This window comes from Erythrobacter neustonensis, from assembly GCF_001663175.1.
Classification (GTDB): Bacteria; Pseudomonadota; Alphaproteobacteria; order Sphingomonadales; family Sphingomonadaceae; genus Erythrobacter; species Erythrobacter neustonensis.
The window spans coordinates 1,048,549-1,070,947 of sequence record NZ_CP016033.1 but is presented as its reverse complement, the minus strand read 5'-3'; the positions used below and the strand labels follow the sequence as shown (position 1 = coordinate 1,070,947).

Sequence of the window (22,399 nt, the reverse complement as noted above, 5' to 3'; positions counted from 1 at the left end):
GTCAGTTCCTGTGCGGGGGGCGCTTGGGCTTGTCGCCATCGCCGCTGCGCTTGGGGCGGTCGTAGGTCTGGTTGGGATTGGCCGCCTTGTGCGCGCGGGCGGCGGCCTTGCGCTCGGCGATCCGCTCGCGCATCACCTGGGTCAGCTGCTTCAGCACCCCGTCGATATCGGTAAGGATATCGCTCGCTGCGATCCGCATCACCTTGATGCCGACGCTTTCCAAGCTCTTGTCGCGCCGCTTGGCGAGGACATCGTTCTGCCCTTCCTCGTCGATCGACAGCGCGAGGCCCATGGCATGGCAATTGAAATCGACAATCGCACTGCCGACCACCGCGTGCCGGGTGAAGGTGTAGCGGCCCAGATCAGCCTTGCTGAACTTCTCGGCCAACGCCTTGTGCGCCTCGGACGAATGGCGGCGGAGTTCACGCGCCTGTTCGTGCAGCGCGTCGAGCCGCTTGTCCGAAATCTCCCACCCGCGGCCCTTCTTCTTGAGCACGGGGGCTTCGGCGGTGGCAGCCTCGGGGTTGAGGGCGAGGGTTTTGCGGGTGGTCATCCTTTGAAATCCCCCTGACGAGGCGAACGAAATCCACCGTCGAAAAAGCTTGAATTCAGTATTCGCCTTCCGGCTTCTTCACGGGCCTTCCTGAGTTCCAAATGACGCATTCCGTCAAACATCGTCTCAGATTTTTCCGAGTGCAGGCTGTCCAAGAGCACTCTCTCTTCATCGAATTGAGGATCAATTTCATAGAGATATTCACGAAGGCCATCGAAGGCCTCTAGAACGCGATCCAGCTTTTCGTGAACAAGCTTTAAACGCTCATTCAAATACCATCCTGTTGCAAACCAGAGCGCAATAGCGATTAGGATCGCGGTTCCAGTGAGCAACATCACCCCACGCTCCCCTCAAGCGAAATCGCCAGCAGCTTCTGCGCTTCGACCGCGAACTCCATCGGCAGCTCTTTCAGCACGTCCTTGGCAAAGCCGTTGACGATCAGCGCCACGGCTTCCTCTTCGCCGAGGCCGCGCTGCATCGCGTAGAACAGCTGTTCGTCGCTGATCTTGCTGGTGGTCGCCTCGTGCTCGATCTGTGCGCTGGGGTTCTTCACCTCGATATAGGGCACGGTGTGCGCGCCGCATTGATCGCCCAAAAGCAGGCTGTCGCATTGGGTGAAGTTGCGCACCCCGCTCGCGGTCGGGCTGACCCTCACAAGCCCGCGATAGGTGTTGTTCGACTTGCCAGCCGAAATTCCCTTGGAAATGATCGTCGAGCGGCTGTTCTTGCCGTTGTGAATCATCTTGGTGCCGGTGTCGGCCTGCTGGTAATTGTTGGTGACCGCGACCGAGTAGAACTCGCCCACGCTATCTTCGCCGTTGAGGACGCAGGAGGGATATTTCCACGTCACCGCCGAGCCGGTTTCGACCTGCGTCCAGGAGACCTTGGAACGGTCCCCCTGACACAGCGCGCGCTTGGTGACGAAGTTGTAGATCCCGCCTTTCCCTTCCGCATTGCCGGGGTACCAGTTCTGCACGGTCGAATACTTGATCTCGGCATCGTCCAATGCGACCAATTCCACCACCGCGGCGTGAAGCTGGTTCTCGTCGCGCATCGGTGCGGTGCAGCCTTCGAGATAGCTGACATAGGCGCCCTTGTCGGCGATGATCAGGGTGCGTTCGAACTGGCCGGTGTTTTCGGCATTGATGCGGAAATAGGTCGAAAGCTCCATCGGGCAGCGCACGCCTTCGGGCACGTAGACGAAGGTGCCGTCGGAGAAGACCGCGCAGTTCAGCGCCGCGAAGTAGTTGTCGCGCACCGGCACGACCTTGCCGAGCCACTTTTTGACGAGGTCGGGATACTCGCGGATCGCTTCCGAGATCGAGAGGAAGATCACGCCCGCGCGCAGCAATTCCTCGCGGAAGCTGGTGGCGACGCTGACCGAATCGAACACCGCATCGACCGCCACCTTCTTCGCGCCCTTGACCCCGGCGAGCACTTCCTGCTCGCCCAGCGGGATGCCGAGCTTGTCGTAGACGCGCTTGATCTCGGGATCGAGGTCATCGAGGCTGTCCAGCTCGATCTTCTTCTTGGGCGCGGCGTAGTAATAGGCGTCCTGATAGTCGATCGGGGGATAGCCGATCTTGGCCCAGTCGGGCTCTTCCATCGTCTGCCACAGGCGAAAGGCCTTCAATCGCCATTCGAGCATCCACTCGGGTTCGTTCTTCTTGGCCGAGATATAGCGCACCGTGTCTTCGGTGAGGCCCTTGGGCGCAAATTCGGTTTCGATGTCCGATGACCAGCCATGCTCGTAATCGGCGACCTTGGCGGCGGCGTCGCGCGCCTCACGGTCTTGAATGTCGATCTCTTCGCTCATGCCGGATGGTCCTCGGGGATTTCCTGTTGGGCGACAGGGCCGCGCAGCTGGGCAAGGGAAATGCCCGCCAGCGCCCCGCGCAGCGCGTTGTTGATGATCGGCCAGTGCGGCTTCATGGTGCACCCCGCCTCGTAATCGCACGCCGTATGATCGACACAGGCGGTGAGCGCGATGCGGCCCTCGATCGCCTCGACGATGTCGGCCACGGTGATTGCCGCCGCCGGGCGCCCCAGTTGCAGGCCCCCATGTGCGCCGCGCACAGAGCGCAGCAAGCCTGCCGCGGTCAGCCGCGACACCAGCTTCTGCACGGTCGGCACGGGCAGGCCGGTTTCTGCCGCCAGTTCGGACGCGGTCAGCCGGCCGCGCTTGCCGTGCTCGGCGTCGACAAGCGACGCCGCGCCGCAATGCGTGGCGGCCTGGCACATCGTGATGACGGCATAATCGGCAAGGTTGGACAGGCGCATGTTGCGAGCGGTTCTCAATTCGGACGGATTCGATCCGAATTGCAATTAGGACCGTTTCATTCGCATTTCAACCGCGAAAGCCGAAGGCTCACATGTCCAGTTCGCGCAGATTGCGGGCGGCGATCATCTCGGCGAGATAGGGTTTCGACTGATCGCCGAGCCGGGCCGGTGTGCGGCCGACGAACTGGGCGATCTCGCGGATCATGTGCGACTGGTCGAAAAACGCCTCGGCGATCGCCGCTTCGTCCTCGAACGACAATTCCGGCGCGGACAGCAGCGCCGCGGCCCGCAAAGCGCGATACTTGCGCGCCAAGGCGCGCGGCGTCAGGCCGAAATAGCGTTCCACTAGCCGTTGCACCTGGCGCGCGGAATATCCCTCGATCCCGGAAAGATCGCTGACCGCAGGATTGAAGGACCCGCCAAGCCAGCGGCCGGTCGCCGCAATCAGCGCTAAATGGCGCGGATTGATCGGGCGCACATGCCCGGCAATGAAATCCGCCACCGCCAAGGCACAATCACGCCCCGACATCGTGCCATTGCGATAGGCCGAAAGCAGCGCCTGCCCGAGTGTTTCGAGATCGGGGCCAAGGATTTCCGGGGCCGGCAACAAGCGATCCCGGTGGTCTCCGGCATGCAACCCCGTCAGCGCCGCCCACCCCACCGGCGTCAGCGCAGCGCCGAATGCATGGAACGGACCGACGACTTCGATCGGTGTCGCGCATGAGAGCGGGGTCATCAGCCCGATTTCGTGATTCGGGTCGCGGTAACCTCCGGCAAATTGCATCTCGCCCTTCCCGTGGGGAAAGAAGCACAGGTTGCCGATTGCTGCGGGCTGGATATCGCGAATCACCGCTTCATCGCAGCGGAAATGATAAAGCGTGGTCACGAACGGCGTGACGGTGGCGGGCGGCGGAATGTAATCTACGGCAATTAATGCTTGCGGCGTAAAGCCTTGCGCGGCCTCCGCAGCGGGCAGCACGGCATCCGATGCCAAGGAGGATTGCTGTGTGTCCATGATCTTTCGACCGGTCTGATGGCATACTTTACGCTTCCAGAGAACCGGCACAAAAATAGGGCGGCATCCCGCAAGAGGAATGCCGCCCCATGAGTTGAGGAACTCTTTGCATCGCTGCTCCGAGCCCTTCGGGTCGCACGATAGGTATTACTCCGCGAATCATTTTAAGGATTGTATGCAAGCGACAGGATCATTGGTCATTGCAGTATTACCTGCTGCCGTTTGTCCCGCATCTGCAACTTCTTGAAGATTACATGACGCGCAGGCCGCACACCGGACGGCACCTCGACACGCGGGCACGGCTGGCATAGGCGGGGCCCATGTTGTTTCGCCTTATCCGCCCCGCACTGTTTGCCCTCGATTCCGAGACCGGTCACCGCATGGCGCTGCGCGGGCTTGCCGCGCTGCCCGCCCGCGCGCCTGCTGCGTCAGGCCCGCTGGCCGTCGAAGTGGCCGGGCTTGCCTTCCCCAACCCCGTCGGTGTCGCAGCCGGGTTCGACAAGGATGCCGAAGTGCCCGATGCGCTGCTGGGCCTCGGCTTCGGCTTCACCGAGGTTGGCTCGATCACGCCGCTGCCGCAGGCGGGCAATCCGCAGCCGCGCCTGTTCCGGCTGGTCGAAGACCACGCGGTGATCAATCGCATGGGGTTCAACAATGGCGGAGGTGCGGCGGCGCTCGCGCGATTGCAGGCGCGCGCCGGCAGACTGGGGATCGTCGGAGTCAATATCGGCGCCAACAAGGACTCAGCCGACCGCATCGCGGATTATGCGGTGATGGCGCGGATGATGGCCGCACACGCGAGCTATCTGTGCGTCAACATCTCCAGTCCCAATACCCCGGGCCTGCGCGCGCTTCAGGACGAGAGCCAGCTTACCGGCCTGATCGATGCGGTGATTGCCGCGCGTGACGAGACGGGCGCGAGCCCGCCGATCTTCCTCAAGGTCGCCCCCGATCTGGATCCTGCGGACATCGACGCGATCGCCCGCATCGCGATCGACAAGCGCCTTGGCGCGTTGGTGGTGTCGAACACCACGATCTCGCGCCCCGCCTTGCGCTCGCAGCACGCGGGCGAGACCGGCGGACTCTCGGGCGCGCCCCTGCGGGCCCTCGCCACGCAGCGCCTGCGCGACTTCCGCAAGGCGACCGGGGCTGCAATTCCGCTGGTCGGCGTGGGCGGGATCGCCACCGCCGAACACTCGTGGGAGCGCATCCGCGCCGGCGCCAGTCTCGTGCAGCTCTATTCCGCGATGGTCTATGAAGGCCCGGGCCTCGGCGCGCGGATCGCGCGCGGGCTGGAAGCGCTGATGCGGCGCGATGGCTTTGGCAGCATTGCCGAAGCGGTGGGAAGCGAATAGCACCGCCCGCGATGCGTTTTTTCCCTGCCCTGATCGCCCCGCTGGCGCTGGCCCTTTCGGGCTGCGTCACAACCCCCGTAACCGAGACGAGGCCCGCCGCCCTCGCCGCGACCGGTGCGGTCAGCAGCGCCGACCCGCGCGCCACCGCAGCGGGCGAGGCGATCCTTGCAGCAGGCGGCTCGGCCACCGATGCGGCGATTGCGGTGATGCTCGCGCTGACCGTGGTCGAGCCGCAAAGTTCAGGCATCGGCGGGGGCGGGTTCATGCTGCGCGCCGATGGCAGGACCGGTGACCTGGTGAGCTATGACGGGCGCGAAACCGCGCCTGCCGCCGCCACGCCGACCCGCTTCCTCGATGCTTCGGGCAAGGTGCTGGGCCGCGACACGCGCGTCTTCTCGGGCCTCAGCGTCGGCGTGCCGGGCAACGTCGCGCTCGCCGCCAAAGCGCATGCCGCCGATGGCCGCCTGCCGTGGGCGACATTGTTCGCCCCCGCGATCGCGCTTGCCGAACAAGGCTTCGTGATGAACCGCCGGCTTTACGATTCGCTGGCGCAAAACAAGGGCCGCGCGGACAAGAGCGCTGCTGCCAAGACAGTGTTCTTCGGAGCCGACGGCGCGCCCCTGCCGGTGGGCAGCGTGGTCAAGGTGCCGATGCTGGGGACGACATTGCGGGCGCTGGCGAAAGACGGCCCGGCGGCGATGTATGGCAGCGCGGCGGCGGAAAAGCTTGCCGCCTATATCGCGGCAGCCACTCCGCAGGATGGCCGCATGACCGCCGCCGATATCACCGGTTACACCGCCAAGACGCGCGAGCCGGTCTGCACGCGCTACCGGGTCTACCGGGTGTGCGGCATGGGCCCGCCTTCATCGGGCGGCACGGCGGTGGCGCAGATGCTGGGCCAGCTCGAACGCTTCGATCTGGCCGCGCTTGGCCCGAACAGCCCGCAATTCTGGCACCTGTTCATCGAAAGCCAGCGCCTCGCCTACGCCGACCGCGAGCTCTATTCGGGCGATGCCGATTTTGTCGCGGTGCCCACCCGGGGCCTGATCGATCCCGGCTATATCGCCGCCCGTTCTGCCTTGATCGATCCTTCCGCCACGATCCCGAAGGCGGAAGCCGGCACGCCCCCGGGCGCCCCGCTCGCACGCGGCGACGGGCCGGAGGAGCCCGAACGCGGCACCACGCATTTCGCCGTGGTCGATGGCGGGGGCAACGCGGTCAGCTACACCTCGACGGTCGAAGGCGCGTTCGGATCGGGGCTGCATTTCGCCGGGTTCTATCTCAACAACGAATTGACCGACTTCACGCTCACCCCCGAAGAAGATGGCAAACCGGTCGCCAACCGCGTCGAAGGCGGCAAGCGTCCGCGGTCCTCGATGGCGCCGACGATCGTTTACGACCGCGCGGGCCGGATCGTGCTCGTGATCGGTGCCGCTGGCGGGCCGACGATCCCGGTCACGGTGGCGCGGGCGATCATCGGCGTGCTCGATTTCCGCATGGGCGCGCAGCAGGCGCTCGCGATGCCCTTTGCGATGGCAATGGGCGATACCGTGCTCCTCGAGGAAGGCACCAGCCTTGCCGCGATGAAGGACGCGCTCGCCGCGCTGGGACACAGCAGCATCCGCATCGGCCCCGCGCCGATCAAGGCCAACGCACTCGGTCGGCGCAGCGATGGCACGTGGGAGGCGGCGACCGAGCCGCGGATGGCGGCGATGGTCACGCCCTGACCCATCTTGCCGCTACGGCGCACACGCACTAACCATATCCGGGACAAGAGGGCCGCACCCTGGCCTTCCCGGACAAGACAACCTGAAGGGACCAGGAGCCTTTGCCAGTGCATTCCCCAAGCTTGCCCCATGCTGCGCGCGCGGTCGCCAACCCGGCCGACCCGCAGATCCTGCAGGACATCGACAACGCGCAGAACCTTGTCGCGCTGTTCCTGAACCGCGCCGATGAAAAAGGCGATGCGCCCTTCCTCGGGCACAAGGCCGGCGGGCAATGGGTGACGCAAAGCTGGCGTTCGGCGGCGGAGCACGTGTGCCTGCTCGCCGAGGCGCTGCGCGCCATGGGGCTGTCGGATGGCGACCGCGTCGCTCTGGTCAGCGAGAACCGGCCCGAATGGTGCATCGCCGATCTGGCGATCATGGCCGCAGGGTGCATCACGGTGCCGACCTACACCACCAACACCCGCCGCGATCACGCGCACATCCTCGACAATTCGGGCGCGCGCGCGGTGGTCGTTTCGAACGAGAAGCTGCTGACCCCGCTGGTCGGTGCGATCGGGCAGACCGGTCTGGTCGAACATGTGATCGGGATCGACAATCTGAAGCGCCAGCAATCGGGCAGCTTCGAATATCATCACTGGGCCGCGCTGGTCACGGGCGATGCCGCCGCGGCGCGCGCCGCGGTCGATGCCCGGATCAAGGACATCGCGCGCGAAGACACCGCGTGCCTGATCTACACCAGCGGCACCGGCGGCGCGCCGCGCGGGGTGATGCAGCACCACGGCATGATCCTGTGCAATGTCGCGGGCGCGGCCGAAGTGCTGATCGAGGATTTCGGATTGAAGGACGAACGCTTTCTGTCGTTCCTGCCGCTCAGCCACGCCTATGAACACTCGGGCGGACAATATCTGCCGATCGGGGTGGGCGCCGAAATCTACTATTCCGAAGGGCTGGAAAAGCTCGCCTCGAACATCGAGGAAACCCGTCCGACGATCATGGTCGTCGTCCCCCGCCTGTTCGAGGTGCTGCGCACCCGGATCATGAAACAGGTCGAAAAGCAGGGGAAGGTCGCAGGCTTCATGATGGACGCCGCGCTCCGGATCGCGGGCAACAGCACCGAGGGCAAGACCCGGCTGATCGACAAGCCGCTGGACTTCGTGGTCGAACGCACATTGCGTCCCAAAATCCGTGCCAAGTTCGGCGGGCGGATCAAGGCGATGGTTTCGGGCGGCGCGCCGCTCAACCCCGAAGTCGGCAATTTCTTCGACGCGATGGGCCTCACCATGCTGCAAGGCTACGGCCAGACCGAAGCGGGGCCGGTGATCAGTTGCAACCGCCCCAAGGTCGGGCTCAAGATGGACACCGTCGGGCCGCCCTTGCGCGGGGTCGAGGTTCGCATCGCCGAAGATGGTGAAATCCTCGTGCGCGGCGAGCTCGTCATGCACGGCTACTGGCGCAACGATGCCGAGAGCGCGCGCACACTCAAGGACGGCTGGCTGCACACGGGCGACATCGGGCATTTCGACCACAAGGGCCGGATCAAGATCACCGACCGCAAGAAGGACATGATCGTCAACGACAAGGGCGACAATATCGCCCCGCAGAAGGTTGAAGGCATGCTCACGCTCCAGCCCGAAATCGCGCAGGCGATGGTGAGCGGGGACAAGCGGCCCTATGTCGTCGGCCTGATCGTCCCCGATGCCGAATGGGCGGTCGAGTGGGCGCGCGCCAACGGGGAAAAGTTCGATCTGAAGGGCTTGCAGGATTTGCCCGCGTTCAAGAACGCGGTGCGCGCTGCGGTCGATCGCACCAATGCCGATCTTTCGGTCACCGAAAAGGTGCGCCAGTTCGCCTTTGCGGATGAGGCTTTCACCATCGAGAACGAGGAAATGACGCCGAGCATGAAGATTCGCCGTCACAAGATCCGCGAGCGGTATCAGGAACGGATCGACGGCCTTTATCGCGGCTGATCGCCGCCGCCCGCTGCATTGGCGGCGGGCGTTTTGCCCGACTTCAACGGCTTGGCCTGCGCGGCGAGCGCCTTGATCTGGCCCAGCTGGTGATGCAGCTGGATTTGCACCTGTTCGAGCTCGGCCAGCACGGTAAGCATTTCGACGCGGCTGAGCTGGCGCGGAGGCTGGCGTTTGCCGGTCTTGCCGTCAAAGGCGACAAGCTGGATCACTGCGCCGCTGCCCGATGCCTTGACCGTGCCATGCGCCAGATAGGCGCGCAGTTCATGGACCTGTTCCCAGCGCCCGATCCGCATTTGTGCGACCTTCCCGTGGCCGCCGAAATCATGCGCCGCGATGCAGGCGCTCAGCGCTTTCAACCGCGTACCCGCGAAGGGGTCGCGTGCATCCTTGCCCAGCGTCACACCGGCCTTTTCCAGCGCTTCGAGGCAGTTCGCCACCGATTGTTCGGCGCGCGCGAACACTTCGAGGCAGCATCCGCGCCAAGCACACACCGCCACCGACCAGTCGTCGAGACCGAAGAAGCTGATCTTGTTGACATCAAAATGGACCGACATGGCCTCAGCATACCCGCCAAGCCCTTAAACCTTTGTCACTGCTTTATGAAAAGTCGCCTGCGGGATTGTCCGCAGCGATGCTCCGCATGGCGCAGGCGGGTGCCGGTGCAGCCGCAATCGGGCACGGCGGGAAACCCCGAAAAATTCGGGGTGGCCGCGTTTTGCGGGCGGGCGTAGCTCTCGTGGCATGACGCTTTCGATCGATGCCCTGACCGAGAAGGAAAAGGATGCGCTGCGGCTGCTGCTGCGCGGGCATGATGCCAAATCCTCCGCGCAGGCCTTGGGATTGTCGGTGCACACGGTCAACGAACGCCTGCGCGAGGCGCGCCGCAAGCTTGGCACAACCAGCAGCCGCGAGGCGGCGCGGCGGCTGCTGGCGGAAGAAGGCGAGACCCCCAAAAGCCTTGGGGACAAGGGTTTGGGGGATGCGCCGCCGCCGGACTGCGCGGCAGACATGTCGGCATCCGCTACCCGGCGGCTGGCAGGTTTCGGCCGTGCCCTTCCCCTTGTCGGAGTGATTGCCATGTCATTGATGCTTGCCGCGCTGTTGCTTCCCGCCTCGCCCGTGTCGGTTGCACCGGCCTCGCTGATCGAAACGGTGACAGGGGCCGCGCCCCTCACGAACACGCAAACCGAAAGCGCCGCGGCGGCTGCGGCAGAGGCATTTCTGGGCGATATCGATGCCGGGCGCTGGGCGGAAAGCTATGCCGCGACCAGCGCCGAATTCCGCCGGCTTAACACGCTGGCGGTCTGGGCCGAGGTGTCGGCCCGTGTGCGCCCGCCGCTCGGCGCGGTGATGACCCGGAACATCACCGGCAACGCGTTCGTCCCCGCGCCGCCCGCCGGCTACAGATTGGTCACGTTCCGTTCGGCCTATGCCAATGGCACCCAGCAGACCGAAAGCGTATCACTGACGTGGGAGGATGGTGGCTGGAAGGTCGCCGGAATAAGCTTCGACTGACGCGCCCCCGGGGCGCGCCCGGCCGGTCAATACATGTGCTGGCCGCCATTGATGCTCATCGTCGAACCGGTCACGAAGCCGCCGTTGTCGGAGGTGAGAAACGCCACACCGCGGGCGATTTCCTCGGCCATGCCGAGCCGGCCGACGGGGATTTTGGCGACGATCTTTTCAAGCACCGGCGCAGGCACTGCGGCGACCATGTCGGTGTCGATATAGCCCGGCGCGATCGCATTGACCGTGACCCCGAATTTCGCGCCTTCCTGCGCCAAGGCCTTGGTAAAGCCGTGAATTCCGCTTTTCGCCGCGGCGTAGTTGACCTGCCCGTATTGCCCCGCCTGCCCGTTGATCGAGCCGATGTTGACGATCCGCCCCCACCCGCGTTCGCGCATGCCGGGAAAGGTCGCCTTGGCCATGTTGAAGCACCCGCCAAGGTTGATCCGCATCACGTCGTTCCAGTCCTCGAACGTCATTTTGTGGAGCGTGCCGTCGCGGGTGATGCCGGCGTTGTTGACCACGATATCGACGGGTCCGAATTCCTCCGCGACTGCGGCACAGCCGGCTTGCGCGGCTTCGAAATCGCCGACATCCCAGCGTCTTGCGGGGATGCCGGTGGCCTCGGTAAAGGCGCGCGCCTTTTCGTCATTGCCCGCGTAATTGGCGATCACCGTGTGGCCCTGGCGCTGCAACCGCTTGCAGATCGCTTCCCCGATCCCGCGCGTGCCTCCGGTGACGATCGCTACCCGGCCCATCGCAATTCTCCCCCAAGTCCAATGACGTAACCCGCCGAAGACTAGCGGTGACGTAAGGGAAGGGGAAGATGCGAATAGCTATGCCGCAAAGCGCCGCAAGCGGGGGTCTGGAGGGGGTCGAAGGCCGGTCTAAAGCCGGCAAACAGGGGGCAAAGCGCGTCTGGGCAGGGCCTAAAACGGCGTGAAATTTGCCTGATCTTCAATCTTTACAGCAACTTGGCCGCAAAAAATCAGAACTTGATCTGCGTTCCGACGTAAACCGCCTGGCTATCCTTGACCGAATTGGTCAGCGGGTCGAGCCGTTCGCGTTCCTGCGAATAGCGCACCCCGGCCATCACGTTGAGGTTCTGCGAGAGGCGGAAGCTGCCACCCAGACCCACGGTCTGCTGCGCCACCGAATCGAGCGTATTGGGCGAACGCCCGGCGATTTCGCGGTCTTCGAGTTCGATCCGCGGCTGGAGACGCGAAGGCTTGTCCGCTGCGGTGGGGGCCGAAGGCTTGAACTGCGCCAGATCGGGGGCCGACAGGCTGCGCACGTTCGCCGAGAGATCGACGTTGCGGGCAAAGCTCTGATAACCGCGGGCGGCGCCAAGCTGGAACTTGCCCGCATCGATACGGGCCAAACCGATCCCGCGGCCCGGCGCGGCGTCGAGCACCTTGCGCACCGAAATCGCGCGCGCAGTGTCATTGTCGACGCGCACCGCGACCGTCACCGTACGCTTGCCAGTGGCAAGCGGCGCGCTGGCGGGGGTAAAGTGAATGCCGCGCATCCGCGCCTTGTCGGCAACGCGGGCGGCCAGCGCCGGATCAACCGTGGCGGGGGTAAACATGCCCAGACCGACCGCATCGACCGATGCAGCGCTGCTTGCCGGCGAAAACTGCCCCGCCAGCGCCATGCCCGCGGTCGGCACGGCAAGCGCAAGGACGCCGGACAGCGCAAAAAGCGGCAGCAATGCCTTCGCTCCTGCTTTTCTGTCGGTAATCCGCGCCATGATTATTGCCTTCTGCCGTCCACCTCGCCGGGGTCCGCATGGGAATCCCGCCATTCTGCCCAAGCAGACGAAACCTTAACCGTGCCTGACAAAGAAGGTTCCAGACCGCTTGCTGGACCGCATCCTATCCCCGCACGAATCGTCTGTCCGCTGGTCATTTGGATGTAGGGTGCTTGCAATCGCTTGCAACGATCTTGCGCCGCGCCCCGGGGAATCCCCGATGACCTGTTGCCCGATGCACACATATCCGCGGCGGCCACGGGCGAATTCAGCTTGCGTAAAGCCGCCCGGCGGTCAACGCTTTTCGCCGCGGGCCAAACCCTGCTTCAAGCGATGATGCTTGCCGCGAGGGGGCTTGGAGCTATAGAGCGGCCCCTGCACACATGATGAGGATGATCCGGCAGTGACACGCGCCAATTCCGCCACTTTTCGCCGCACGATGGGTTTTGCGCTGCTCGGGGCTTCGCTGATCGGGCTCAGCGCCTGCGGCGGAAGCGAGCGTCCGCGCACCGAACTGGCCGCAGCCCAGCTCAACACGATCGGCGTCAACGCCTATCTGTGGCGCGCTGCGCTCGAAACCGTCAGCTTTGCCCCGCTGCTCCAGACCGACAGCAACGGCGGCGTGATCGTGACCGACTGGTATGCCAACCCCGCCAATCCGGGTGAGCGGGTGAAGCTGACTGTCACGATCCTCGACCAGGATCTGCGCGCCGATGCATTGCGCGTCGCGGCCAGCCGTCAGGTCAACGACGGCGGCACCTGGGTCGAAGCCCCGGTGCAGGCCGCCACGGTGCAGAAGCTCGAGGACATCATCCTCACCAAGGCGCGCGACCTGCGCCGTCAGGCACTCGCTTCGTAACGCATCGCGTTCCGCCACACCCCAACGCCCTTCCACGGATAGGCTTCCATGAATGAAACCCGCTTCGATCCGTCCATTGCCGACGGGCGCTGGCAGCGCGCCTGGGACGAGGCGGGCACCTTCACCGCCGATTCGGACAGCCCCAAGCCCAAAAGCTACATCCTCGAGATGTTCCCCTATCCTTCGGGGCGCATCCACATGGGCCATGTGCGCAACTACACGATGGGCGACGTGCTTGCGCGCTACCAGAAGATGCGCGGGTTCGAGGTGCTCCACCCGATGGGCTGGGACGCCTTCGGGATGCCGGCGGAAAACGCGGCGATGGAAAAGGGCGTGCATCCGGGCGGATGGACGCGGGCGAACATCGCGCAGATGAAGGCGCAGTTGCAGCGCATCGGCTTTGCATTGGACTGGACGCGCGAATTCGCCACCTGCGATCCCGAATATTACGGCCACGAGCAGGCATTGTTCGTCGACCTGTACGAAGCCGGCCTCGTCTACCGCAAGGAATCGACCGTCAACTGGGACCCGGTCGACATGACCGTGCTGGCGAACGAGCAGGTGATCGACGGCAAGGGCTGGCGTTCGGGCGCCGAGGTCGAGAAGCGCAAGCTGAACCAGTGGTTCCTCAAGATCACCGATTTTGCCGATGATCTGCTGGCGGGGCTGGGGAGCCTTGAGGACTGGCCCGAGAAAGTGCGCCTGATGCAGGAGAACTGGATCGGCAAGTCGCAGGGGCTGGAGTTCAGCTTCGACCTGTCCGACGGCGGCAAGCTGGCGGTCTACTCGACGCGGCCCGACACGATCTTCGGCGCGAGTTTCTGCGCCATCGCCGCCGATCACCCGATCGCGCAGGGGCTGGCGGGTGACGCGCAAGTCGCCGCCTTCATCGACCAGTGCAAGAAGGGCGCGACCACCGCGGCCGCGCTCGAAACGGCAGAGAAGCTGGGCTATCGGACGCCGATCACCGCGAAGCACCCGTTCACGGGCGCGGATTTGCCCGTCTTCATCGCCAACTTCGTGCTGATGGAATACGGCACCGGCGCGGTGATGGGCGTGCCGGGGCATGACCAGCGCGACTTCGAATTCGCGACGAAATACGAACTGCCGATCCTGCGCGTGGTCGCTGCCGATCCCGCGCGCGCGGACGAACCCTTCAAGGGCGAGGCCGAAGCAGGCGACGGGGTAATCGTGAACAGCGATTTCCTTAACGGGATGACCGTCGAGGACGCCAAGGCCGAAGTCATCGCCCGCGCCGAAAATGGCGGCTGGGGCGAAGGGCGCACCGTATGGCGCCTGCGCGATTGGGGTGTGAGCCGCCAGCGTTACTGGGGGACGCCAATCCCCTTCATCCATTGCGAGACTTGCGGCGTGGTGCCGGTGCCCAAGGAGCAGCTTCCGGTCACCTTGCCCGAGGATGTCAGCTTCGACATCCCCGGCAACCCGCTCGAGCGCCACCCGACGTGGAAGCACGTCGATTGCCCCAAGTGCGGCGCAGCGGCGCGGCGGGAAACCGATACGCTCGACACCTTTGTCGATTCCTCGTGGTATTTCCTGCGCTTCGCCAGCCAGCCCGCCGACCGTCCGTTCGACCCCGAAGAGGTCGCCAAGTGGATGCCGGTGCAGCACTATATCGGCGGCATCGAGCACGCGATCCTGCACCTGCTCTACGCCCGCTTCTGGACCCGCGCGCTCGCCCACATCGGCAAGATCACTGTGACCGAACCCTTCGCCGCGCTGTTCACGCAAGGCATGGTGACGCACGAGACCTATAGCCGCCTTGACGCCGCGCGCGGCGTGCCGGTGTTCTTCGGCCCCGAGGATGTGAACCGCACCTCGGACGGGGCAACGCTGCTGGCGGATGGCGATGCGGTCGATGTCGGCCGCGTCATCAAGATGTCGAAGTCGAAGAAGAACGTCGTCGACCCCGATGCGATCATCGCTCGCCACGGCGCGGATGCGGTGCGCTGGTTCATGCTCTCCGATTCGCCGCCCGAGCGCGATCTGCCTTGGTCCGATGCGGGGATCGAGGGCTGCGCGCGCTTCGTGCAGCGCTTGTGGCGGCTGTTCAACGCCTATGACGCGGGCGCGGCGGGCGAGGACAAGAGCCTCGACCGCAAGACCCACCAGACCATCGCCGCGGTCGCCGCCGATATCGAGGCGCTGGGCTTCAACAAGGCCGTGGCGCGGATTTACGAACTGACCGGCGCGGTCGAGAAAGCCGCCCCTTCGGCGAGCCGCTCGGCCGCGATCCGGGCGCTGGTGCACCTCGCCGCCCCGATGATGCCGCACCTTGCCGAAGAGGCGTGGGCACAGATCGGGGAAGGCCTGATCGCCGACGCCGCATGGCCCGAAGTCGATCCGGCGCTGCTGGTCGATGACGAGGTCACCATCGCGATCCAGCACATGGGCAAGCTGCGCGACACTGTGACCGCGCCCAAGGGTGCTTCGAAGGATGCGCTGGAGGCTCTGGCGCTGGCATCGGCGAACCTGCAACGCTCGGTCGATGGCGCGGCGATCCGCAAGGTTATTGTGGTGCCCGACCGTTTGGTGAATATCGTCACCTGATGCGCAGCCTTCTCGCCCTTCTCGCCTGTCTTGCTCTGTCCGCCTGCGGCTTGCAGCCGATGTATGCCGGCACGGGCGGCGCGTCGGTTGCGCAAGGCATGGCCGCGGTCGAGATCCCCGCGATCCAGGGGCAGGGCGGCTGGCTGGTCAAGAACGCGCTCGAAGACCGGCTCGGCGTGGCCCGGCAGGGCGGGGATTCACCCGCGCCGCGCTACCGGCTCGACGTGCGGCTCGACGATTCGCTCGAGGCGCTGGGCGTGCTCAACGACGACACCATCAGCCGCGAACGCCGCATCCTGCGCGCGCGCTATCAGCTGGTCGATATCGCCAGCAATGCGATCCTGCTCGATGCCACATCGGGTTCGGATGCCGGGATCGATGTCGTGAGTTCGGAATACGCCACCATCGCGGCCGAACAGAAGGCGCTGGAAAACCTCGCGCTTTCGCTGGCCGATCGGATGGCGACCCAGATCGCGCTCGCGCTGCGCCGGCAGGCGAACGTAGAACAGCCGTGAAGGCGACGCAGAAGGATTTCCTGCGCGGCGCCCCGGCAAGCGCGCGCGGATGCCGGATCTTCTTCTTCTGCGGCCCCGACGAGGCCGGGGCCAGCGCCGCCGCGCAGCGCGTGGTCGAAGCGCTGCCCGATCCGGGCGAGCGGGTCGAGCTCGCCGGCGCGGACCTGCGCCGCGATCCGGCATTGCTGGGCGATGAGGCGCGTTCGACCTCGCTGTTCGGCGGCAACCGCCATATCTGGGTGCGCGCCAGCGGCGACGAGGCGCATGACGCGCTGCAATTCCTGATCGAGACCGCGGCTGCGGGCGCAGGCGAAGCGGCCCCGGTGATCGTGGTCGCAACCTCGGCAACCGACAAGTCGCGCACCGCCAAACTGCTCGAAAAACGTCCCGACGCGCTGGTGGCGATGTTTCATCCGCCCGACCTGCCCGCCGTGTCGCAGGCGGTGCGGGCGATGGCGGATGCCGCCGGTCTGAGGCTTGGCGGCGATCTTGCCGAACGGATCGCGCGCGGCGCCGGGCTCGACGTGCGGCTCGCACAGTCCGAGATCGACAAGCTGGCGCTCTATGTCGGCGCCGATCCGCAGGCCCCGCGCGCGGCAACGATCGAGGATCACGCCGCGATCGGCGCCTCGACCGAGGAAGACGGGCTTGCCCCGCTGGTCAACGCGGTGCTGAGCGGCGAGCTGCCCAGGATCGCGGACGAGGTGCGGCGGATGCGCGAGCTGGGACTGAACCCGGTCGGTGTCGCGCTCGCACTCGAACGCCGCGCCGGCCAATTGGCGCAGATTGCGGCCTATCTCGGCCCCAACGGCCAGTTCGACCGGATCGATCGCGGCGCGGAGATGCGGCTCGGGATCTTCTTCAAGGAACGCCGCCACATCGAAACGCAGTTCCGCCGCTGGACCATGCCCGCAGCGCGCGGCAGCCGCGAAACCCGGCTCGACCGGCTGATCCCGCGACTCGTCGCCTTGCATCGCAATCTGCTTGCAAACAGCCAGGCGGCGGAGCTGTTGCTGGCGCAGGAGCTGGCGGAGATCGGAAGATTTGCTGCGAGGCGGTAGCAAAATGTGACAAGCCGCTTTTCGCAGTCGCAACATTGCTTAAAATATATGTAATAAGCCGTATGGTACTGGAGCAAAGGGTTCTGCCTCTGGGGGAAGGTCGCCAATGAACCGCCTAACGTCGCAGCTGGTTGATGCGGTCAAGCATCAATCCGTCGACAGCCGCATGGCCCGCTCGCTCGAGCGGCGGCGTTTGCGCGCCTACATCATGCTGCTGCTGTTTGATGGCGTGCTGTTCAATGTCAGCTTCATGCTTGCCGCCAACATCTGGGACACCCACTGGACCCATTACCGCGCGATGATCGCCGCGCAGGCGATGCTGCCGGTGTTCTTCACGATCGCGCTCTATAACGGCACCTACGGCATGCGCGCGCTGAGTGATTGGGTATTCGCTTCGCGGCAAAGCGTGCTGGCGGTGGTGATCTCGGCGGGGCTGATCAACTTCCTCGGGTTCTACACCAAGACCAACGAGGAATTTTCGCGCGGTGTGGTGACGATCGGTCTGTTGTTGACCATGGTGCTGCTGGTCGCTTCGCGCCGTCTGATGGCGATGGTGATCGAAAAGCGCTGGGGCGGACGGGTGAGCAACCGGCTGGTGATCGACGATGGCGGATCGAGCTTCGCCTTCGCCGGCGCCGATCATATCAGGGCCGCCGATTACAATCTCGATCCCGCGAGCCACGATCCTTTCATGCTCGACCGGCTGGGCAAACTGCTGCGCAATCAGGATCAGGTCGTGGTCAGCTGTCCGCGGGAACGCCGTCAGGACTGGGCCTTCCTGCTCAAGAGCGCGGGTGTCTATGCCGAAATCGTCAGCGAACCCGCGCACCAGCTGGGCGCGGTGGGCGTTCACCGTTACGACGATCTGGAACGCACGACGCTGGTGGTGTCGACCGGGCCGCTGGGCTTGCGTTCGCGCATTCTGAAGCGCGGCTTCGATGTCGTGGTGGCGGGCGGGGCGCTGGTGGCATTGTCGCCGGTGCTGCTGATCACCGCGCTGCTGATCAAGCTGGAGGACAACGGCCCGGTGTTCTTCATCCAGCGGCGGCTGGGGCGCGGCAACGAATTCTTCGACATGTTCAAGTTCCGCTCGATGCGCGAGGACAAGCTCGATCATGACGGCAACCGGTCCGCCGGGCGCGAGGATGACCGGGTCACGCGCGTCGGAGCCTTCATCCGCCGCACCAGCATCGATGAACTGCCGCAGATCATCAATGTGCTCAAGGGCGACATGTCGATCGTCGGCCCGCGTCCGCATGCGCTGGGTAGCCGCGCGAACAACAAGTTCTTCTGGGAAGTCGATCGCAGCTACTGGCAGCGCCACTGCCTCAAGCCGGGACTGACCGGGCTGGCGCAGGTCCGCGGGCATCGCGGCGCGACCGAGCACGAGAAGGATCTGACCGACCGCCTGCAATCGGATCTCGAATATATCGCGGGGTGGTCGCTGATGCGCGACATCGAAATCGTGCTGCGCACCGCGCGGGTGCTGACGCACAAGAACGCGTTCTGATCCGCCGCTGACCGATAGCCGACCGGCCGGCGGACCGATGCCGGCTTGTCAGTTGCGCTACGGCACGTTGAAGGTGCCCGTCACGCGGCCCCGTCCGCCCGGCGCACCGGGCACGGCGCTGCTGCCGCCCGAACTGCCATCGACGGTGGACAGCCCGCTGTCGAGATCTATCGTCAGCCGTCCGCCGTTCAGCGTATCGGTTCCGCGGCGCAGTGCGACATTGCCCGCCATCGTGATCACGCGGCGGTTGAAATCATAGACCGCGTTGTTGCCGCTCGCCCGCTCGTTGCCGCGGGTGACGACAACGCCACCGGTCGCGGTGATGCGCTGGATTTCAAGCGCACCGCCCGCATCGGAGAAATTGACAAGCATCCGGTCCGACTGGACGCGCAGACCCGCCTGCGTGACGATCACCCCGCCGCTGGCGATCGCCTGATTGGCGCGGTCGTCGAGCACGAACTTGCCCGCGTCATAGGTGACCGGCGCGCGCGTATCGTGGCGCGCGATGCCTTGGGCGGCAAGGTTCATCCCGCCCGCCAATGCGGCGGTCAACGCAAAGCCGCCGATCCCCCAGACAAGCGCGAGACGGGCAAAGGGCGTGCGGGCAGAAGCGTTGTGTTCGGGCATCACGGCATCCTCAACTGGCCGGGAATCATCGTAAAGCGGGCATTGCCCTCGAGCGTGATCGTGCGCGCCGACAGGTCGGCTTGCAAGGTGTTGGCGGAGAACGAGCCGGCGGGAATCTGCCCGCTGACCCCGGCATCGCCGCGCATCGTGCGCGTCTTGAAATCGAGCGCGACGCCATCGGCGGTCATCGCATAGCCATCCGATGCGGTCAGCCGCAGCGGACCGGTCACCGCAACGCTTTCGCGGTCGATATCGTAAACCCCGCCGTCGGCTGCCAGCCGGGCCGGGCCATCGCTCAAAAGCATCTGGGCCAGCAGCGAATCCATCCGCACCAACCCCTCGGCGCTCGACCGCTGCACCGCTTCGCCCGCCAGCAGCGAGAACGGCCGGCCCTGATTGTCGCGCCCGCGGTACATCGCGTTGTCGACGCTCAGCCGCTCGTCGATCTGCGCGACCTTGTTGCGGTCGAGCAGGAAGCTGACCTCGCCGCGCGGAGACAGCGGAGTGATGACCATCAGCGCGGCGAGCACGCCCACGCCCATCGGCAAGGCGCGCGCCAGAAACCGCACCAGCCGGTCATGCGATCCGCCAGGGGCTGCGAAACGCTGGCGGCGGCTGCGCAGGGCGCTCGCCTCGCTGGTTTCGATGGAGGTTTCGGGTGCCATGATCGCAGCTTGCCTTGTCCAGCCTTACATGTGGCTGAAGATGTCGCTTTCGGCCCAACCGGCGATATCGAGCGCGGCGCGGGTGGGCAGGAAAGCAAAGCACGCCTCGGCGATTTCGGTGCGACCCTCGCGTTCGAGGCGCAGCGTCAGTTCATCGCGCAGGCGGTGCAGATAGCGCACGTCCGAGGCGGCATAATCGCGCTGCGCATCGGACAGCACCGGCCCGCCCCAGTCGCTCGATTGCTGCTGCTTGGAAATGCTTTCGCCCAAGAGTTCCTCGACGAGGTTCTTCAAGCCATGACGATCGGTATAGGTGCGCACCAGCTTGCTTGCGATCTTGGTGCAGAACACCGGCCCGGCGGTGACGCCGAGGTAATACTGGATCGCGGCCAGATCGAAGCGGCCGAAGTGATAGATCTTCACCCGGTCGGGATCGCTCAGGATCGCGGTGAGATTGGGCGCTTCGTAGGTGCTGCCCGGATTGAACCGCACCAGATGTTCATCGCCCGTCCCGTCCGAAATCTGGACGACGCACAAACGGTCGCGCGGGGTGATGAGGCCCATCGTCTCGGTGTCGACCGCAAGCGCGGAGGTTCCGGCAAGGACGCCGTCGGGAAGGTCTTCTTCGTGAAAATGCACAGCCATGCCCGCCGCCCTACGCGCATTGGGGAAAGAGGGGAAGGGCCCTGTGGCGCGCGGCGGCGCAGCGGCCTAACCCCTCAGCCCATGACCGAACCTGCATCCGAACCGATCCCCGAAAGCTGGCGCGCGGTGCTTGCGCCGGTGCTCGCCGCGCCCGAGGCGCGCAAGCTGGGCGGCTGGCTCACGGCCGAGGAAGCCCAGGGCAAGGTCATCTATCCCCCGCGCGGACAGCGGCTCGCGGCGCTGGCGCTGACCCCGCTCGAGGAAGTGCGCTGCGTGATCCTGGGGCAGGACCCCTATCACGGCGCGGGCCAGGCGCATGGCCTCGCCTTTTCGGTCGAGCCCGATGTCAGGGTGCCGCCCAGCCTCGTCAATATCTACAAGGAGCTGGAGGCCGATTGCGGCCTGCCGCGCAGCGCCAGCGGCGATCTGCGCGGGTGGGCGCGGCAGGGCGTGCTGCTGCTCAACAACACGCTGACGGTCGAGGCCGGGCAGGCGGGCAGCCATGCGGGACGCGGGTGGGACGCGATCACCGATGCCTGCGTGGCAGCGGTGGCGGCGCGCGAAGAGCCCACGGTGTTCATCCTGTGGGGGAGCCATGCCAAGAAGAAGGCTGGCCGCATCCCCGCGCTCGCCCGGGCGCAGGCGGGGCTGGGGCCGCACTTGGTGCTGACCTCGGCGCATCCCAGCCCGCTGTCGGCGCACAACGGCTTCTTCGGATCGCGTCCGTTCAGCCAGACCAACGATTTTCTGCAAAGCCACGGCCGCGGCACGATCGACTGGCGGGTCGGGCCGCCGCGCTGATCAGAAGTCGATCGGCAGGCGCGCTTCGACCCGGGGGCCGTGGCTCTCCCATTCGGTCGACACCGTGCCGCGGTGTGCTTCGACCATCATCGCAATCAGGTTGAGCCCCTGCCCGCCTTCGCGCGAATGCGCCTGCACCGGGCGGTTGGCGGCCTCGTTCCAGTTGAGCACCAGCGCGGCGTCTTCTTCGCGCGCAGTCACCGCCAGCGTTCCCCCATGACAGAGCGCACCGTGCTTGGCCGAATTCATCGCCAATTCGCCGATGATCAGCGCAACCGCATCGGCCAGCCCGCGGGTTACCAGCACCGATTCGACGCTGTCCAGATCGACCTTGCAGGCGGGCGAGACGAACGGCTCGACCAGCGGGCCGATCAGCACCTGCACATCGCGCGGCGCATCCGAAGCGGTGAAGAACGACTGCGCGGTGCCCAGCGCAATTAGCCGCGCGTTCATTTCGCGGGCAAAGGTTTCATGCTCGGCATTGCCCATCGCAAAGGTGTTGAGCAGCCCGCAGACCATCGCATAGGTGTTCTTGAGCCGGTGGCGCAATTCGCCCGCCGCCACCGCCAGCGCGCGGCGCTGCATTTCGGCTTCGGTCACATCGCGCGAAATCGACAGGTATCCGATATTCTCGCCTTCGAGCCCGGTCACGCGCGATACGGTGACATTCCACCAGCGCGGGGTGCCCTTGGCCGTGGGGCAGAAGGCTTCGAAGCGCACGGTTTCGCCGCCTTGCGCCGAAGCCAGCGAATCGGAGACGATCTTGCGGTTTTCCTCGGGCCAAAGCCCTGCCCATTCGCGGCCATAGATCGCGGTGTGATCGTCGATCTCCATCGCGCACAGGCCGTTGGTGTTCATCCAGAGCACATCGCCGCTGACGTTCAGCAATTTCACGCAATCGACGCTTTGGTCGATTACGTTTGCCAACGCCTCGGCTGAGATCTGTGCGGCAGCAAGCATCAAGGTTAGCCTATCTGGGACCCGGGTTATCC

22 protein-coding genes are annotated in these 22,399 nt (G+C 65.4%); 10 read left to right on the top strand and 12 right to left on the bottom strand.

Annotation, left to right across the window (positions count from 1 at the left end; all coding sequences use genetic code 11):
• Position 1 precedes the first annotated feature (1 nt).
• From A9D12_RS05075 to A9D12_RS05055, 5 genes are all read right to left on the bottom strand, one after another.
• The gene (locus tag A9D12_RS05075; protein WP_068350336.1) at positions 2 to 553 is read right to left on the bottom strand and encodes an endonuclease domain-containing protein; all 552 of its coding nucleotides are present in this window, start codon (positions 551 to 553) and stop codon (positions 2 to 4) included.
• The gene (locus tag A9D12_RS05070; RefSeq protein WP_156522798.1) at positions 550 to 891 is read right to left on the bottom strand and encodes a hypothetical protein; all 342 of its coding nucleotides are present in this window, start codon (positions 889 to 891) and stop codon (positions 550 to 552) included. Before A9D12_RS05070 ends, A9D12_RS05075 begins: the two co-directional genes overlap by 4 nt.
• A complete protein-coding gene (gene sufB, locus A9D12_RS05065) occupies positions 888 to 2,369 on the bottom strand; it encodes a Fe-S cluster assembly protein SufB (RefSeq protein ID WP_068350334.1) in 1,482 nt (493 codons plus the stop codon). The genes A9D12_RS05070 and sufB overlap by 4 nt, the downstream gene beginning before the upstream one ends.
• Positions 2,366 to 2,833, bottom strand: a complete 468-nt coding sequence (locus tag A9D12_RS05060; RefSeq protein ID WP_068350333.1) for an RrF2 family transcriptional regulator — start codon at positions 2,831 to 2,833, stop codon at positions 2,366 to 2,368. Before A9D12_RS05060 ends, sufB begins: the two co-directional genes overlap by 4 nt.
• 88 nt (positions 2,834 to 2,921) lie before the next feature.
• Complete coding sequence (locus A9D12_RS05055) at positions 2,922 to 3,848, bottom strand: helix-turn-helix domain-containing protein (protein WP_082925399.1); 927 nt, start codon at positions 3,846 to 3,848, stop codon at positions 2,922 to 2,924.
• A gap of 320 nt (positions 3,849 to 4,168) precedes the next feature.
• On the opposite strand from A9D12_RS05055, the gene A9D12_RS05050 reads away from it, so the two are divergent.
• From A9D12_RS05050 to A9D12_RS05040, 3 genes are all read left to right on the top strand, one after another.
• A complete protein-coding gene (locus A9D12_RS05050; protein WP_068350331.1) occupies positions 4,169 to 5,203 on the top strand; it encodes a quinone-dependent dihydroorotate dehydrogenase in 1,035 nt (344 codons plus the stop codon).
• A gap of 11 nt (positions 5,204 to 5,214) precedes the next feature.
• Positions 5,215 to 6,930, top strand: a complete 1,716-nt coding sequence (gene ggt / locus A9D12_RS05045) for a gamma-glutamyltransferase (protein ID WP_068350330.1) — start codon at positions 5,215 to 5,217, stop codon at positions 6,928 to 6,930.
• Between the two features lie 167 nt (positions 6,931 to 7,097).
• Positions 7,098 to 8,897: an AMP-dependent synthetase/ligase gene (locus tag A9D12_RS05040; protein ID WP_068353686.1), complete on the top strand. Its 1,800-nt coding sequence runs from the start codon at positions 7,098 to 7,100 to the stop codon at positions 8,895 to 8,897.
• Here A9D12_RS05040 and A9D12_RS05035 read toward each other — a convergent pair.
• Positions 8,885 to 9,454, bottom strand: coding sequence for a hypothetical protein (locus tag A9D12_RS05035; protein ID WP_068350329.1), 570 nt, complete (start codon positions 9,452 to 9,454; stop codon positions 8,885 to 8,887). The genes A9D12_RS05040 and A9D12_RS05035 overlap by 13 nt on opposite strands.
• Before the next feature lie 187 nt (positions 9,455 to 9,641).
• Here A9D12_RS05035 and A9D12_RS05030 point away from each other — a divergent pair, with 187 nt between their 5' ends.
• On the top strand, positions 9,642 to 10,415 hold the full coding sequence (locus A9D12_RS05030; protein ID WP_068350328.1) for a helix-turn-helix domain-containing protein: 774 nt from the start codon (positions 9,642 to 9,644) through the stop codon (positions 10,413 to 10,415).
• Between the two features lie 26 nt (positions 10,416 to 10,441).
• Here the strand turns inward: A9D12_RS05030 and phbB are convergent, their stop codons facing one another.
• Both phbB and A9D12_RS05020 read right to left on the bottom strand, forming a co-directional pair.
• Positions 10,442 to 11,164: an acetoacetyl-CoA reductase gene (phbB, locus tag A9D12_RS05025; protein WP_068350327.1), complete on the bottom strand. Its 723-nt coding sequence runs from the start codon at positions 11,162 to 11,164 to the stop codon at positions 10,442 to 10,444.
• A 230-nt stretch (positions 11,165 to 11,394) separates the two neighbouring features.
• The gene (locus tag A9D12_RS05020) at positions 11,395 to 12,117 is read right to left on the bottom strand and encodes a hypothetical protein (RefSeq protein ID WP_231889697.1); all 723 of its coding nucleotides are present in this window, start codon (positions 12,115 to 12,117) and stop codon (positions 11,395 to 11,397) included.
• 478 nt (positions 12,118 to 12,595) lie between these two features.
• Between A9D12_RS05020 and A9D12_RS05015 the strand changes: the two genes are divergently transcribed.
• The 5 genes from A9D12_RS05015 to A9D12_RS04995 all read left to right on the top strand — a co-directional run bounded on the left by A9D12_RS05015 (position 12,596) and on the right by A9D12_RS04995 (position 18,669).
• Positions 12,596 to 13,015, top strand: a complete 420-nt coding sequence (locus A9D12_RS05015; protein ID WP_068350325.1) for a DUF3576 domain-containing protein — start codon at positions 12,596 to 12,598, stop codon at positions 13,013 to 13,015.
• Between the two features lie 48 nt (positions 13,016 to 13,063).
• Complete coding sequence (leuS, locus tag A9D12_RS05010) at positions 13,064 to 15,583, top strand: leucine--tRNA ligase (RefSeq protein WP_068350324.1); 2,520 nt, start codon at positions 13,064 to 13,066, stop codon at positions 15,581 to 15,583.
• On the top strand, positions 15,583 to 16,098 hold the full coding sequence (lptE, locus tag A9D12_RS05005) for an LPS assembly lipoprotein LptE (RefSeq protein ID WP_068350323.1): 516 nt from the start codon (positions 15,583 to 15,585) through the stop codon (positions 16,096 to 16,098). The genes leuS and lptE overlap by 1 nt, the downstream gene beginning before the upstream one ends.
• Positions 16,095 to 17,159, top strand: coding sequence for a DNA polymerase III subunit delta (gene holA, locus A9D12_RS05000; protein WP_068350322.1), 1,065 nt, complete (start codon positions 16,095 to 16,097; stop codon positions 17,157 to 17,159). The genes lptE and holA overlap by 4 nt, the downstream gene beginning before the upstream one ends.
• A 106-nt stretch (positions 17,160 to 17,265) precedes the next feature.
• Entirely contained in the window at positions 17,266 to 18,669 is a 1,404-nt protein-coding gene (locus tag A9D12_RS04995) for an exopolysaccharide biosynthesis polyprenyl glycosylphosphotransferase (protein WP_068350321.1), read from the top strand.
• Positions 18,670 to 18,726: 57 nt separating this feature from the next.
• On the opposite strand, the gene A9D12_RS04990 is transcribed toward A9D12_RS04995, so the two are convergent.
• The 3 genes from A9D12_RS04990 to A9D12_RS04980 are packed head-to-tail and all read right to left on the bottom strand — an operon-like array spanning position 18,727 to position 20,606.
• A complete protein-coding gene (locus tag A9D12_RS04990) occupies positions 18,727 to 19,296 on the bottom strand; it encodes an LptA/OstA family protein (RefSeq protein WP_068350320.1) in 570 nt (189 codons plus the stop codon).
• Entirely contained in the window at positions 19,296 to 19,961 is a 666-nt protein-coding gene (gene lptC / locus A9D12_RS04985) for an LPS export ABC transporter periplasmic protein LptC (protein ID WP_068350319.1), read from the bottom strand. Before lptC ends, A9D12_RS04990 begins: the two co-directional genes overlap by 1 nt.
• A 24-nt stretch (positions 19,962 to 19,985) precedes the next feature.
• Positions 19,986 to 20,606 (bottom strand): ribonuclease D, encoded by a 621-nt coding sequence (locus A9D12_RS04980; protein ID WP_068350318.1) that lies wholly within the window; start codon positions 20,604 to 20,606, stop codon positions 19,986 to 19,988.
• An 81-nt stretch (positions 20,607 to 20,687) separates the two neighbouring features.
• Here A9D12_RS04980 and ung point away from each other — a divergent pair, with 81 nt between their 5' ends.
• The gene (gene ung / locus A9D12_RS04975; RefSeq protein ID WP_068350317.1) at positions 20,688 to 21,407 is read left to right on the top strand and encodes a uracil-DNA glycosylase; all 720 of its coding nucleotides are present in this window, start codon (positions 20,688 to 20,690) and stop codon (positions 21,405 to 21,407) included.
• On the opposite strand, the gene A9D12_RS04970 is transcribed toward ung, so the two are convergent.
• Positions 21,408 to 22,367 (bottom strand): PAS domain-containing protein, encoded by a 960-nt coding sequence (locus tag A9D12_RS04970; protein ID WP_068350316.1) that lies wholly within the window; start codon positions 22,365 to 22,367, stop codon positions 21,408 to 21,410.
• Positions 22,368 to 22,399: the final 32 nt, after the last annotated feature.

What these genes read in the sequence shown, in the direction of transcription:
- A9D12_RS04990 (WP_068350320.1), bottom strand. Translation starts at nt 19,296, where the DNA reads ATGCCCGAACACAACGCTTCTGCCCGCACGCCCTTTGCCCGTCTCGCG.
- A9D12_RS05015 (WP_068350325.1), top strand. Translation starts at nt 12,596, where the DNA reads ATGGGTTTTGCGCTGCTCGGGGCTTCGCTGATCGGGCTCAGCGCCTGC.
- ung (WP_068350317.1), top strand. Translation starts at nt 20,688, where the DNA reads ATGACCGAACCTGCATCCGAACCGATCCCCGAAAGCTGGCGCGCGGTG.
- phbB (WP_068350327.1), bottom strand. Translation starts at nt 11,164, where the DNA reads ATGGGCCGGGTAGCGATCGTCACCGGAGGCACGCGCGGGATCGGGGAA.
- leuS (WP_068350324.1), top strand. Translation starts at nt 13,064, where the DNA reads ATGAATGAAACCCGCTTCGATCCGTCCATTGCCGACGGGCGCTGGCAG.
- A9D12_RS04970 (WP_068350316.1), bottom strand. Translation starts at nt 22,367, where the DNA reads ATGCTTGCTGCCGCACAGATCTCAGCCGAGGCGTTGGCAAACGTAATC.
- lptC (WP_068350319.1), bottom strand. Translation starts at nt 19,961, where the DNA reads ATGGCACCCGAAACCTCCATCGAAACCAGCGAGGCGAGCGCCCTGCGC.
- A9D12_RS05075 (WP_068350336.1), bottom strand. Translation starts at nt 553, where the DNA reads ATGACCACCCGCAAAACCCTCGCCCTCAACCCCGAGGCTGCCACCGCC.
- A9D12_RS05050 (WP_068350331.1), top strand. Translation starts at nt 4,169, where the DNA reads ATGTTGTTTCGCCTTATCCGCCCCGCACTGTTTGCCCTCGATTCCGAG.
- A9D12_RS05055 (WP_082925399.1), bottom strand. Translation starts at nt 3,848, where the DNA reads ATGGACACACAGCAATCCTCCTTGGCATCGGATGCCGTGCTGCCCGCT.
- sufB (WP_068350334.1), bottom strand. Translation starts at nt 2,369, where the DNA reads ATGAGCGAAGAGATCGACATTCAAGACCGTGAGGCGCGCGACGCCGCC.
- ggt (WP_068350330.1), top strand. Translation starts at nt 5,215, where the DNA reads ATGCGTTTTTTCCCTGCCCTGATCGCCCCGCTGGCGCTGGCCCTTTCG.
- A9D12_RS05060 (WP_068350333.1), bottom strand. Translation starts at nt 2,833, where the DNA reads ATGCGCCTGTCCAACCTTGCCGATTATGCCGTCATCACGATGTGCCAG.
- A9D12_RS05030 (WP_068350328.1), top strand. Translation starts at nt 9,642, where the DNA reads ATGACGCTTTCGATCGATGCCCTGACCGAGAAGGAAAAGGATGCGCTG.
- A9D12_RS04995 (WP_068350321.1), top strand. Translation starts at nt 17,266, where the DNA reads ATGAACCGCCTAACGTCGCAGCTGGTTGATGCGGTCAAGCATCAATCC.
- lptE (WP_068350323.1), top strand. Translation starts at nt 15,583, where the DNA reads ATGCGCAGCCTTCTCGCCCTTCTCGCCTGTCTTGCTCTGTCCGCCTGC.
- A9D12_RS04980 (WP_068350318.1), bottom strand. Translation starts at nt 20,606, where the DNA reads ATGGCTGTGCATTTTCACGAAGAAGACCTTCCCGACGGCGTCCTTGCC.
- A9D12_RS05035 (WP_068350329.1), bottom strand. Translation starts at nt 9,454, where the DNA reads ATGTCGGTCCATTTTGATGTCAACAAGATCAGCTTCTTCGGTCTCGAC.